Origin of the sequence: Neoroseomonas eburnea, assembly GCF_018129005.1 — a bacterium.
In the GTDB taxonomy this organism is placed as follows: domain Bacteria; phylum Pseudomonadota; class Alphaproteobacteria; order Acetobacterales; family Acetobacteraceae; genus Neoroseomonas; species Neoroseomonas eburnea.
The window spans coordinates 19,787-33,008 of sequence record NZ_JAAEDL010000041.1 but is presented as its reverse complement, the minus strand read 5'-3'; the positions used below and the strand labels follow the sequence as shown (position 1 = coordinate 33,008).

At 73.4% G+C, this 13,222-nt stretch carries 9 protein-coding genes; 5 read left to right on the top strand and 4 right to left on the bottom strand.

What is annotated here, in order from left to right; all coding sequences use genetic code 11:
- The 4 genes from GXW74_RS25225 to GXW74_RS25210 all read left to right on the top strand — a co-directional run.
- Positions 1 to 1,730 (top strand): DNA translocase FtsK (locus GXW74_RS25225; RefSeq protein ID WP_272877359.1); only part of this gene is annotated, 1,730 nt, incomplete at its 5' end.
- Between the two features lie 194 nt (positions 1,731 to 1,924).
- Complete coding sequence (locus GXW74_RS25220) at positions 1,925 to 2,524, top strand: hypothetical protein (RefSeq protein ID WP_211849361.1); 600 nt, start codon at positions 1,925 to 1,927, stop codon at positions 2,522 to 2,524.
- Positions 2,525 to 2,647: 123 nt separating this feature from the next.
- Positions 2,648 to 3,988, top strand: coding sequence for a diaminopimelate decarboxylase (lysA, locus tag GXW74_RS25215; protein ID WP_211849360.1), 1,341 nt, complete (start codon positions 2,648 to 2,650; stop codon positions 3,986 to 3,988).
- 178 nt (positions 3,989 to 4,166) lie between these two features.
- Positions 4,167 to 6,761 (top strand): DUF4175 domain-containing protein, encoded by a 2,595-nt coding sequence (locus tag GXW74_RS25210; RefSeq protein WP_211849359.1) that lies wholly within the window; start codon positions 4,167 to 4,169, stop codon positions 6,759 to 6,761.
- Between the two features lie 137 nt (positions 6,762 to 6,898).
- On the opposite strand, the gene GXW74_RS25205 is transcribed toward GXW74_RS25210, so the two are convergent.
- From GXW74_RS25205 to GXW74_RS25195, 3 genes are all read right to left on the bottom strand, one after another.
- The gene (locus GXW74_RS25205; RefSeq protein WP_211849358.1) at positions 6,899 to 7,405 is read right to left on the bottom strand and encodes a universal stress protein; all 507 of its coding nucleotides are present in this window, start codon (positions 7,403 to 7,405) and stop codon (positions 6,899 to 6,901) included.
- A gap of 10 nt (positions 7,406 to 7,415) precedes the next feature.
- Positions 7,416 to 8,168, bottom strand: a complete 753-nt coding sequence (locus GXW74_RS25200) for a TIGR02186 family protein (protein WP_211849357.1) — start codon at positions 8,166 to 8,168, stop codon at positions 7,416 to 7,418.
- 113 nt (positions 8,169 to 8,281) lie between these two features.
- The gene (locus GXW74_RS25195; RefSeq protein ID WP_211849356.1) at positions 8,282 to 9,196 is read right to left on the bottom strand and encodes a sulfite exporter TauE/SafE family protein; all 915 of its coding nucleotides are present in this window, start codon (positions 9,194 to 9,196) and stop codon (positions 8,282 to 8,284) included.
- A gap of 130 nt (positions 9,197 to 9,326) precedes the next feature.
- Here GXW74_RS25195 and GXW74_RS25190 point away from each other — a divergent pair, with 130 nt between their 5' ends.
- Positions 9,327 to 10,913, top strand: a complete 1,587-nt coding sequence (locus tag GXW74_RS25190) for a bifunctional metallophosphatase/5'-nucleotidase (RefSeq protein WP_211849355.1) — start codon at positions 9,327 to 9,329, stop codon at positions 10,911 to 10,913.
- A gap of 287 nt (positions 10,914 to 11,200) precedes the next feature.
- On the opposite strand, the gene mutL is transcribed toward GXW74_RS25190, so the two are convergent.
- Positions 11,201 to 13,204, bottom strand: a complete 2,004-nt coding sequence (gene mutL, locus GXW74_RS25185; RefSeq protein WP_211849354.1) for a DNA mismatch repair endonuclease MutL — start codon at positions 13,202 to 13,204, stop codon at positions 11,201 to 11,203.
- Between the last annotated feature and the right edge of the window lie 18 nt (positions 13,205 to 13,222).

The window sequence follows — 13,222 nt, the reverse complement described above, 5'->3', positions numbered from 1 at the left end:
CGCTCGGCGCCATGCTGCGCGCGGCGGATGAAGCGGCTGCCGCGGTGCCGCCGAGCCCTGCCGCCCCGCCCGCGCCGCTGCCGGGGCAGGAGGGCGACGCGCGTCCGGGCACCGAGGTCGCGCCGAAGCCGCGCCTCGCGCCGCGCGCCAAGGTGCAGGAACGCGCGCCCGACACCGCGCGGCGCGCGCCGGAGCAGCGTGCGCTCGACCTCGACCCCGGAACCTGGCGCCTGCCGCCGCTCGACCTGCTGACCGAAGCGCCGGCCCGTCGCACCGGCCGGCCCTCCGAGGAATCGCTGCAGGCCAATGCGCGCCTGCTGGAATCCGTGCTCGAGGACTATGGCGTGCGCGGCCGCATCGCCGAGATCCGGCCAGGCCCTGTGGTGACGCTCTACGAACTGGAGCCCGCGCCGGGCACGAAATCCTCCCGCGTCATCGGCCTCGCGGACGACATCGCGCGCTCCATGTCGGTCATCGCCGTGCGCATCGCCACCGTGCCCGGGCGCAACGTGATCGGCATCGAGATGCCGAACGCCAAGCGCGAGACGGTCTACCTCTCGGAGATGTTCGTCGACGAGTCCTGGGGCAGGAACCAGGGGCGGCTGCCGCTCGCCCTCGGCAAGGACATCGGCGGCATGCCGGTCATCGCCGACCTCGCGCGCATGCCGCACCTGCTGATCGCGGGCACCACCGGCTCGGGCAAGTCGGTCGGGATCAACACGATGATCCTGTCGCTGCTCTACCGCTTCGGGCCGGACGAGGTGCGCTTCATCATGATCGACCCGAAGATGCTGGAACTCAGCGTCTACGACCGCATCCCGCACCTGCTGGCACCGGTGGTCACCGAACCGCCCAAGGCGATCGGCGCGCTGAAGTGGACGGTGCGGGAGATGGAGCGCCGCTACCGCGCCATGTCCCAGCTCGGCGTGCGCAACATCGGCGGCTACAACGAGAAGGCCGCCGCCGCCCGCGCCCGCGGCGAGGTGCTGACGCGCAAGGTGCAGACCGGCTTCGACCCCGACACCGGCAAGCCGGTCTTCGAGGAACAGCCGCTGGCGCTCGAACCGCTGCCGATGATCGTCGTCGTCATCGACGAGATGGCCGACCTGATGATCGTCGCCGGCAAGGAGATCGAGGCGGCCGTGCAGCGCCTGGCGCAGATGGCGCGCGCCGCCGGCATCCATGTGATCATGGCCACGCAGCGACCCTCGGTGGACGTCATCACCGGCACCATCAAGGCGAACTTCCCGACGCGCATCTCCTTCCAGGTGACGTCGAAGATCGACAGCCGCACCATCCTCGGCGAGCAGGGGGCGGAACAGCTCCTCGGCCAGGGCGACATGCTGCACATGCCCGGCGGGCAGCGCGTGACGCGCGTGCACGGCCCCTTCGTGAGCGACACCGAGGTGGAACGCGTGGTCGAGTTCCTGCGCGAGCAGGGCGAGCCGCACTACGTCGAGGAAGTGACCGAGCAGGAGGACGAGGACGGCGCCGGCGCGCTGCCGGGCATGCTAGGCGGCAACACGGATGCCGAGGCCTCGCTCTACGACCAGGCGGTGGCGCTGGTGACGCGCGAAGGCAAGGCCAGCACCTCCTTCGTCCAGCGGCACCTGAACATCGGCTACAACCGCGCCGCCAAGCTGATCGAACAGATGGAGAAGGAAGGCGTGGTGGGGCCGGCGAACCATGTCGGCAAGCGCGAGGTGCTCGCGCCGGGGCCGAGGGATTGAAGGTCGGGGGAGGAGAACCTCCCCCGATCCCCCTCCCTTTTCTGTTTCCTGGGAACTGACTTCGGAGGTCAGTCTCCAGGTGCCAGAGAAGGTTGGGGAGTCCGGGGGGGTGTTCCCTTCCCCCCGGCCTTCCTGAACCGCTTCATGTTCAGGCCGGAGTCCCGCGCGCAGGCTCCCCTCCAAAGGAGACCGACGTGCGCCACACCCTCGCTGCTGCCTTGATCGTCGCGCTGCCCGTTGCGGTCGAGGCGCAGGATCGCCCGTCGCTGGAGCCGACGCGCGACGTGATGGTGACCTACCGCGTCGAGACCGGGGGCATCAGCGTCGAGATGACGACGATCTGGTCGGCCTCGGCGCGCCTCGGGCGCATGAACCTGCCGGGTGCGGCGGGCTACGTGGTGGCCGATCATGCGAACAACCGCGCCTTCATGGTGATGGAGCCGGCCCGCGAGGTCATGGACATACCGCTGGAACGGGCCGGCGGCTTCGCGCGCCACCTCGAAGCCGCGCGCTTCACCCGTGGTGCGACGGTGAGAGTGGCCGGAACGGATTGCACCAATTGGCGCTATGAGATGCCTGTCCAGACGGGCGAGGTCTGCTTCACCGCCGACGGCGCGCTGCTGCGGTCGCGCGCCATCATGGGTGGGGTGGAAACCCGGATGGAGGCCACCCGCGTCGCCTATGGCCCCCAGGATGCGGCGCAGTTCCGCCGGCCGGAAGGGTACCAGACGAGGCAGACCCCGGCCGTCCCCCAGGCTGTCGCGCCGGGCGGACGCCCCGGCACCGCGCGCTGAGGCCGTGGCGCGCCGTCGCGGCGGGTGGGCGCGCGAGACGATGACCCCGGTACCGAGTCGGCCGAACGGCTGGCCCGCAGAAGGCGTCTTGCGAAGCCGTCCCCCCATCCCGACAATACAAGGATGGCTGCCCCCCTCGCCCTCGCCGACGCCGCCGACCCCTCCTTCGCGGAGCTGCTGGCCCTGCGTCCGCACCTCTCGCTCCATGCCATGGATGGCCTGGTCATGGAGGAGGTTCCCCTCGCGCACATCGCGCGCGAGGTCGGTACCCCCGCCTGGGTCTATTCCGCCGGCGCGCTGCGCCGCCGCGCGCGCGCGCTGAAGGGCGCGCTCTCGGCCGCCGGGCTGACCGCCACAGTGCACTTCGCCATGAAGTGCAACGACAACCTCTCGGTACTGAAGGTGCTTGCCGCCGAGGGCCTCGGCGCCGACGTCGTCAGCGAGGGTGAATTGCGCATCGCACGGGCCGCCGGCATCCCGGCCTCGGCCATCGTCTTCTCGGGCGTCGGCAAGACGGAAGACGAGATCCGCCACGCGCTGGCCGAGGACATCTTCCAGATCAATGCGGAAAGCGCGGAGGAGATCGAGATGATCTCCGCCATCGCCGCCGGCATGGGCCGCACCGCGCGCGTCGCGCTGCGCGTGAACCCGGACGTGGACGCCAAGACCCACGCCAAGATCACCACGGGCAAGAGCGAGAACAAGTTCGGCGTCGCCATCTCCGACGCGGCGGACATCTACGCCCGCATGGCGTCCCTGCCCGGCATCGCGCCGGTCGGCGTCGCGACGCATATCGGCAGCCAGATCACCGCCGGCATGGCGGCCTATCGCGCGGCCTATGCCCGGCTGGCGGAACTCGTGCGCGACCTGCGCGTGCAGGGGCTGCCGGTCGAGCGCGTGGATTGCGGCGGCGGGCTCGGCATTCCGTATCGCGACGAGCCGGCACCGACGCCTGAGGCGCTGGCCGGCGCCATCCGCGCCACGCTGGGCGACCTCGGCCTGCCGGTGATGCTGGAACCGGGCCGCTGGATCGCAGGTCCGGCGGGCGTGCTGCTGGCCTCGGTGGTGCTCCAGAAGCGCGGCGCGGCGCACCGCTTCGTGGTGGTGGACGCGGCGATGAACGACCTGCTGCGGCCGGCGATGTACGAGGCCTGGCACGGGATCGTGCCGCTTTCCGCCGCACGCGCGGCTTCCCCCCTTTCCCCGGCCGAGGTGGTCGGCCCGATCTGCGAGACCGGCGATACCTTCGCCCGCGGGCGGCTGCTGCCGGAACTGGTGACCGGGGATACGGTCGCCTTCCTCGATGCCGGTGCATACGGGGCGGTGATGTCCTCCACCTACAATGCGCGGCCCTTGGCTGCCGAGGTGCTGGTGGACGGCGCCCGCTTCGCCGTGGTGCGCGAACGCCAGTCCTACGAGGAGCTGCTGCACGGCCAGCGCCTGCCGGAGTGGCTGACGACATGAAGGGGCGCGGGTCCGATGACCGGAGGTGTGAGGTGCCAGAGGCACCGCGCACCGGAGGTCTGAATCGGACCCGTCGCGCCGGAGGCGCGAGGCATGCCGCCGATGACCGGAGGTGTGAGGTGCCGCAGGCACCGCGCACCGGAGGTCTGAATCGGACCCGTCGCGCCGGAGGCGCCGGATGAGCGCGCCGAAGCGGCTCATGGCCCGCCTCCAGCGGCGGACACGGCTCGCGCGCCTCGCTCTCTGGTGGGAAGCCGCCTGGCCGGCGCTCTGGCCGCCGCTCGGCGTCATCGGGCTGTTCCTGGTGGTCGCGCTGTCCGGCCTGCCCCTGGTGCTGCCTCCGCTGCTGCATCTGGCGATGCTCCTGGCCTTCGCCGCAGCCCTCGCATGGACCGGGCGGCGCGCGGTCCGGTGGCTACGCCTGCCCGGCCTGCCCGCCGCCGAGCGCCGGCTCGAACGGGATTCCGGCCTTGCCCATCGGCCGATCGCGACCCTCGGAGACCGTCCGGCGGGCAGCGACCCGGTCGCACAGGCGCTGTGGAACGCCCATCGCCAACGGGCGGAACGGCGCCTCGCCGCGCTGCGTGTCGCCCGGCCGCGCCCGGGCCTCGCCGCGCGCGACCGGCGGGCGCTGCGCGGCGGGCTGGCGGTGGCGCTGGCCGCCGCCTTCGCCATCGCCGGGGCCGAGGCGCCGGAGCGCCTCCGCCGCGCCCTGCTGCCCGCCTTCGGCGGCTCCGCCCTGCCCACCACCCAGGCGGTGCGGCTGGAGGCCTGGATCACGCCCCCGTCCTATACCGGCGCCGCGCCTGTCTTTCTCGACACCGCCGGCGGGACCGTCAGCGTGCCGGCAGGCAGCCGGCTGCAGGTGGCCGTCTCCGGAGGTGCGGGCGGCACGCCGGAGCTGGTGCTGGAAGGCACGGCCACGCCCTTCCGGACCCTCGACCGCGGCTCCTACGCGGTGGAAGCCACGCTCGGAACCGGCGGGCGGCTCGCCATCATCCGCGACGGCAAGGAGCTCGCGCAATGGTTGCTCGCGCTGCGCGCCGACGCGCCGCCGGTCGCCGCATGGGATCAGCCGCCCGCCCGCGCCAGCCGGGGGCTCGCGATACGCCTGCCCTGGCGGGCGGAGGATGACTGGGGCCTCGCCGGACTGCGGGTGGAACTGCGCCTGAAGCTGCGGCCGGAGGCCGAGGCCGTGGTGCTCGACCTGCCCATCCCCGGCGGCAGCCCGCGCAATGCGCGCGGCGCGGCGCAGCCTGACCTCTCCGCCCATCCCTGGGCGGGGCTGGAGGTGGAATCGCGCCTTGTCGCCCGCGACCATGCCGGGCAGGAAGGGCGCAGCGACGGCGCCTTCCTCGAACTTCCCGAACGCTCCTTCACCCATCCCGTTTCCCAGCAGCTGATCGCGCTGCGCAAGGCGCTTTCGGTCGATCCCACCGGCCGCGACCCGGCGCGGCGGGAACTCGACCGCATCACGGGGGCGCCGGAAGCCTTCGAGCACGACAGCGGCACCTTCCTCGCGCTGCGCAGCGCCCGTCATCGCCTGCTCCGCGATCGCCGTCCCGGCGGGATCGCCGAGGTGCAGGAGATCCTGTGGGACGTCGCCGTGGCGCTGGAGGAAGGCCGCACCGACCGCACCGCGCGGGCGCTCGCGGAAGCCCGCCAGGCGCTGCGCGAGGCGCTGGAGGCGGCACGGCGCGAAGGTCCGAACCAGACGGAGGAGCGGCGCGCCGAGCTCCAGCGCCGCATCGAGGATCTGCGGGAAGCGATCCGGCGCCACCTCGAGGCCCTCGCCGAACGCCTCCAGCGCGAGAATGCGGAGGCCCTGCCCTACGACCCGCAGCAGCGGCTGATGGATCAGCGTGAGCTGGACCGCCGCACGCGCCGCATGGAGGACGCCGCGCGGCAGGGCCGGACCGAGGAGGCGGAACGCGAGCTGGCGGAACTCGAGGAAATGCTCCGTGCGCTGGAGGAAGGCCGCAACATGCGGGCCGAGGAACGCCAGCGCCAGCAGCAGCGCCAGCGCGGCCAGCAGCAGATGGGCGCGGTGCAGGACATGGTGCGCCGCCAGGCGGAGATGCTCGACCGCGGCCACCAGCGCTCCGAGCAGGTCGAGCGCGAGCGGGCGCAGCAGCGCCGGTCCCAGCCGATGTCGCGCGTCTTCCCGCCTTCCCAGATTCCGCCCGCACCGCCGCAGGATCCTGCGCAGCAGGCCGAACGGCAGGAGCAGTCGCGGACGGATGCCCGCATCCAGCGCGCCCTGCGCCGCGCGCTGGGCGAGCTGATGCAGCAGTTCGGCGACCTGACCGGCGACGTGCCGGCGCAACTCGGCGAGGCCGACCGCGCCATGCGCGATTCCGCCGACGCCCTGGCCGAGGGCCGCGATGCGCGCGACGCCCAGCAGCGCGCCATCCGCGCGCTGACCGAAGGCGGGCGGCAGATGGCGCAGCAGATGCAGCGCCAGTTCGGCCAGTCCCAGCCGGGCGAGGGCGGCGAGGAGGAAGAGGGCGAAGGCGAAGGCATGGCCGGCGGCCAGCAGGGCGGCGAAGGCCAGGACCAGGCGCAGGAGCTGGGACAGGGGCGCGATCCGCTCGGCCGCAGGTCGCGGGAAGCGCCGGGCGGGCAGGACAACGCCTCCGACACCCGCGTGCCGGACGAGGCGGAACTGCTGAAGACGAGGCGGCTGCAGGAGGAACTGCGGCGGCGCGGGGCGGAGCGCGAGCGACCGCCGGCGGAACTGGATTACATCGACCGGCTGTTGCGGCGGTTCTGAAGGTCGGGGGAGGGTGAACCTCCCCCGAACCCCCTCCCTTCTTTGGCACCTGGGAACCGACTTCGGCGGTCAGTCCCCAAATGCCGAAGAAGGTTGAGGGGGGTGCGGGGGGAGAAGTTCCCTTCTCCCCCCGCCCTTCACGTGATCCGATCCAGCTCCCGCTCGTCCAGCGTCCCCGGCACCAGCGTCATAGGTACCGTCAGCCGGCTCGCGTAGCGCCCGGTCAGCGCGGAGATCAGCGGCCCAGGCCCGCCGCTGCCGGGCGCCATCGCCAGCACCAGGATCGAGATGCGCGGATCCTCCTCGAGCAGTTTCAGCAACTCGTCGCGCGGCGTGCCTTCGCGGATGATGAGGATGGGAAAGCCGCCGGTGATCTCGTTCACCTCGGCGGCGAGGCCGGAGAGCATCTTCTCCGCTTCCTCCCGCCTTTCCTCCTGCATCATGACGCCGACGCCGGCCCATTCCACGAGGCCGACCGGCTCGACCACCCGCAGCAGGGCGACGCGGCCGCCGCCCTTGCGCGCGCGCAGGCAGGCGTAGCGCAGCGCAACGGCACGCTCGGGGCTGTCATCCACCACCACCAGGAAGATGCGATCGCGCTTCGCGGCGGTGGTGGCGGCGGCGGCTTCCTCGCTTCCGGGCATCGTGCCCCCCTCAGCTTCGGCGGAAGATCACACTGCCGAACCAGCCCGCCAGGGCGGCCAGCAGGATGCAGGAGATACCGTAGACCAGCGGCAGGGTCCGCGCGACGTGGGCGATGGAGGCGGCGGTGCCGACCCGCTCCACGCGCAGGAACAGCGCCTGGCGCGCGACGATGCGGCGGTCCCGCACCAGCAGCACCTCGATCCGGTAGTCGCCGGTCTGCACCGTGTCGGGGAAGGAGACGCGGGCGGAGAACAGCCGCCCGCCGGCGACGTTGACCGGCGCGGCGTATTCCTGCCAGCGCCCGTCCTGCTGCTTGAGTTCGAGCAGCGCGGCGCGGAAGGCCGGCGCCTGGCCGCCCACTGCGCGCAGCGGCAGGGCATCGAGGCCGAGTCGCGTGGTGCGCCGCGTCTCCTCCGGCAGCACCTCCCAGACCGGGCGCGTGGCAGCGATGGCGTAGAAGCCCGGCACCTCGGGGAAGGTGGCGGAGGGCCCGTTCACCCAGAAGCCCAGCACGTTGACCTTGCGGCGAACGACGGTGGGCAGCGGCGGGCCCCAGGCGAGCACCACCACGTCCTCGCCGCTTTCCGGACCGATCAGGTTCTCGGTGGCGCCGAAGACGAGGACGGAGGCGCCGGTGAACCCTGTGGTGATCTCGACGCGGTCGGTCGAGATGTCGGCGGTCAGCGCCGGCGTGCTGGCGGGTGCGGGTGCCGGTGCCTGCGCCGCGGCCGGCAGCGCCCAGCCGAGCAGCAACGCGAGCATGAGAGCGAAGGCCCGGAGTGGGCTCCAGCGCGCCTCGCCGGCGGCGTGCCTGCGGCATGCCCGCGCCCGGGCGTGGCTTCGGCACGACGCACCCGGCGGCAGGCGAGGCCGCCTCATTGCGCCGGCCCGATGGCGAAGAGGCTGACGGGCGCGCGCACCAGGTCCCAGGCCAGGCCGAGCGCCACCGCCAGCACCAGCAGGCCGAGCAGGGCGCGCGTCTCCTCGCCCCGCAGCTTCGTGCCCATGGCGGCGCCGAACTGCGCGCCGGCCACGCCGCCGGCGAGCAGCAGCAGGGTCAGCACGATGTCCACGCTGCCGACCTGCAGGGCCTGCAGCAGCGTCACGTTCGCCGAGACGAAGACCACCTGGAACAGCGAGGTGCCGATGACGACCGAGGTCGGCATGCCGAGCAGGTAGATCATGGCGGGGACCAGCATGAACCCGCCGCCCACGCCCATCACGGCGGAAAGGATGCCGATTCCGAATCCCACCAGCAGCGGCGGCACGATCGAGATGTAGAGGCGCGACTTGCGGAAGCGCAGCTTGAAGGGCAGGCCGTGCAGCCAGGTGTGCTCATGCGCCTTGGGCGTGGCGACGCCGGTGCGTCGGCGGCGCAGGATCGCGCGCACGCTCTCGCGCACCATCAGGATGCCGACGGTTCCGAGCACCACGACGTAGAAGAAGGCGACGGCGAGGTCGACCTGCCCCGCGCGCCGCAGCAGGGCGAAGAGCTGCACGCCGAGCACCGAGCCGGTGAAGCCGCCGGCCAACAGCACGGCGCCCATGCGCGCATCGACATTGTCCCGCCGCCATTGCGCGATGAGGCCGGAGACCGAGGCGCCGAGCGTCTGGTTGGCGCCCGAGGCGACCGCGACAGGAGATGGAATGCCGATGAGAATCAGCAGCGGCGTCAGCAGGAACCCCCCGCCGACGCCGAACAGGCCCGAAAGCCAGCCCACGCCGAAACCGATGCCCAGCAGCAGCAGCGCATCGACACTCATTTCGGCGATCGGCAGGTAGACCTGCATCGCGCCCCCGGGCCCCGTTGGGTGTGGATCTCGGACAACCCGGGTTTGGACCGGGGCGCCGCACGCGGCAAGGGACAATCGGCACGCGACGCGGCAGGATTGCGGCAGCACCGTTGCGAAAGGTTTCCCGATGCGCGTTCCTCGCCGCCTGCTGCTCGGCGCCGCCCTTGCCGCGCCGTTCCTGCGCCCGGCCGCGGCACAGGCCGCGCGCCGCGTGCGCATCATCCACGTCAACGATTTCCACAGCCGGCACGAACCGGTGGTGCGCGCCACCGGCGCCGCCTGCCGCGCGAACGAGAGCTGCCTCGGCGGCTCGGCGCGACTCGCGGGCGGCGTTGCGGCGGCACGGGCCGAGGCGGCGGCGGCCGGGCGCGCCGTCATCGCCGTGGATGCCGGCGACCAGTTCATGGGCAGCCTCTTCTACACGGAGTACCGCGGCGCCGCGGAGCTCGCGGTGATGAAGGCCTGGGGCTGCGAGGCGATGACCCTCGGCAACCACGAATTCGACAACGGCGCGGAGAACCTGGCCCGCTTCGTCGCAGGGACGGATTTCCCCATCCTCGCCGCCAATATCGACACGCGGGCCGAGCCGGCGCTCGATGGACGATTCCGCCCCTGGTGGCAGACGACGCGCGACGGCGCGCGCATCGCCTTCGTCGGCGTCACCACGCCGGAGACGCCGCAACTCTCCTCGCCGGGGCGCAACCTGCGCTTCACCGACCCGGCCGAGGCGGCGGCGCGCGCCATCGCCGAGATCCGCGCGAACGGCCCGGCGACGGTCGTGCTGCTCTCGCATCTCGGCATCGGCGCCGACCGGCGGATGGCCGAGCAGGTGGCCGGCATCGACGTCATCATCGGCGGGCATTCGCACACGCTGCTCGCCGCCGAGCCGGATGCGGACGGGCCTTCGCCGATGCTGGTGGACGGGCGCGATCGCACGGTGCGCATCCTGCAGACGGGCGCCTATGGGCGGTTTCTCGGGCGGCTCGACCTCGACCTCGCCATGGATGGCCGGATCGCGGCGCAGGGCGGATCCACCGCGCCGATGGGGGCGGAGATCGCGGAGGATGCGCGCGTCGCCGCGATGGTCGCGGAATTCGCCCGGCCGCTCGAGGCGACGCGGCGCCGCCCGGTCGGCACGCTGCCCGCCGAGCTGTCCAACGCCGGCTGCCGGCGCGGCGAATGCGCGCTCGGCAACCTGGTGGCGGAGGCGATGCTGGCGCGCATCCCCGGCGCCGAGATCGCCATCACCAATGGCGGCGGGCTGCGGGCCGGGCTGCCGGGCGGCCAGGTGACGATCGGCGACGTGCTGACGGTGCTGCCCTTCGGCAATACCGTCGCGGTGATGGGGCTGCGCGGGGCGGATGTGGCGGCGGCGCTGGAACACGGCCTGTCCCAGGGCGCCGGCACGGCGGGGCGCTTCCCGCAGGTGGCGGGGCTTCGCTTCGCCTGGGACCCCGCGGCGCCGCCGGGCAGCCGCCTGCGCCAGGTGGAGGTGGCGCAGGGCGCGAGCTTCGCCGCGCTCGATCCGGGGCGGGTCTATCGCGTCGTGACCAACGACTTCATGCGCAAGGGCGGCGACGGCTACGTGATGTTCCGCGATCGCGCGCTCGACCCCTACGACACCGGGCCGGTGCTGGACGAGGTGGTGGCCGAGGCGATCGCCGCCGGGAGGCTGGCCGGCGTGCCGGAGGATGGGCGGATCCGGGTGCGGTGATCGCGGCAGCGCCGCGCCGCGCCGGTATCGCGCCTGGGATTGGTGGAGCGGCGAGGCGCCGGATCAAGGGGGAGATGGCCGGCGGCGAGCTTTAGCTGCGGTTCGATCTGCGCCGCCGCCCGCGTGCGACCCCGCCGAAGGACGGGCCGAACGGGGCATTCGCGATGCAGGCACCGCCCGCGGCCATCCGGCGACATAATCCCGGATGGATGGACGGGCGGGGACGCGGCCCGGCGTGGCATTCCCACAGAGTCGCTGAGGCCGCTCCGCCGTCGGATGCGCGCAGTTCAACGTCGGCCGAACATCCTCTCCAGCGCCACGGAATCGAGCCGCAGCACGGTCGGCCGGCCGTGGCTGCAGGTGGCGGCGCGCGGCGTCGCCTCCATGGATCGCAGCAGAGCGTCCATCTCGGCCGGGAGCAGGCGCCGGCCCGCGCGCACGCTGCCGTGACAGGCGAGCCGCGCCACCGCGGCATCCAGGCGGCGTTGCAGGGAGGCCGCCTCGCCGAGCTCGGCGAGTTCCTCGGCCAGGTCGCGCAGCAGCGGCGCCGGCTCGGGATTGCCGAGCAGCGCCGGCAGGGCGCGCACCAGCACGGCGCCGGCGCCGAAGGATTCGATCTCCAGGCCGAGGCGGGCCAGCGTCTCCGCATGATCGAGCAGCCGCGCCGCCTCACCGGCGGGCAGGTCCACCACGGCGGGCAGCAGCAGCGGCTGGGCGCGCACGCCGCCCTCGACGAGCTGGGCGTTCAGCGCCTCATGCGTCAGGCGTTCATGGGCGGCGTGCTGGTCCACCAGCACCAGCGCGCCGTCGGGGGCTTCCGCGAGCACGTAGGTATCGAGGATCTGCGCCAATGCGCGGCCGAGCGGGTGGTGGTCCGGCGCGCGTTCCTCGATTGGCGCCGGGCGTGGCGGCGGCGATGGAGCAAGGCCAAGCGCGCCTTGCACCGGGGCCATACAGGGCGGTTGCGGCGCCAGGGCCGGCGGCGCCGCCTCCGCGAAGCCGCCCGCCGGGTCGCGCGCGAAGGGCGATTCCGGCGCCGCACCAACGGGCTGCGGTGATGCCGGGTGGGCGAATCCCTGCACCGTGCCCAGGGAGGGCGTGAGCGGCCCGGTCGCGGCGGCGCCCGGCGCCGCAGCCCCCGGCCAGGGCAGCGGGGTGGCCGGGGTGAAGCCCGGTACCGCCACGGCCGCCCCGGCGCCGACCGACACCGCCCGCCGCAGCGCGGAGATGACCGCGCCGCGCACCGCCTCGCCTTCGCGGAAGCGCAGCTCGGTCTTCATCGGGTGGACGTTCACGTCGAGCATGTCGGGCGGGATCTCGAGGAACAGCGCCGCCGCCGGGTGCCGCCCCATCGGGATCAGGTCGCGATAGGCGACGCGCAGCGCCACGCGCAGCAGCGGGTCGCGCACCGGGCGGCGGTTGACCACCAGGTGCTGCGCTACCGTGGTCGGCCGCGTGTAGGAGGGCAGCGCCGCGAGGCCGTGGAGATCGAGGGCGACGCCCACCGATTCCACCCGCACGGCGGCGGCTGCGAAATCCGGGCCAAGCACCTGGCGGATGCGGCCCTCGGCATCAGTGGCGGGCAGGTTCAGCGCCTCCCGCCCGTCGCTTTCGACGCGGAAGGCGACCGCGGGCCAGGCGAGGGCGAGGCGGCGCACCGCGTCGATGGCGTGCTCGGCCTCGGTGCGCGGATGGCGGAGGAATTTGCGCCGCGCGGGGGTGGCGAAGAACAGGTCGCGCACCTCGACGCGCGTCCCGGGGGCGCCGGCGGCGGGGGTGACCGGCCGGACGTGGCCGCCCTCGACGGCGATGCGGTGCGCGGCGGCGTCGCGCGCTCCGGCGCGCGCTTCGGCATGACGCGCTCCGGCGCGCGCTTCGGCATCACACCCCCCCTCGCGCGCGCCGGCAAGCGCGCGCGGGCGCGAGGTGATGGTCAGCCGGGCGACGGCGCCGATCGAGGGCAGCGCCTCCCCCCGGAAACCGAGGGTGGCAATGCGGAACAGCGTCGCCTCCTCCGGCAGCTTCGAGGTGGCGTGGCGCTGCACGGCGAGCGCGAGGTCTGCGGCCGACATGCCGATGCCGTCATCCTCGACCAGGATGCGGTCCATGCCGCCGCCTTCCAGCACGACGGAGACGCGCGCGGCGCCGGCATCGAGCGCGTTCTCGACGATCTCCTTCACCGCGGCGGCCGGGCGCTCGACCACCTCGCCGGCGGCGATGCGGTTGGCGGTGGTCTCGGGCAGGAGGCGGATCAGGGGCCGGGGGGGCGACTCGGCCGCGGCGGCGGACATGTGACCAGGATAGCATGC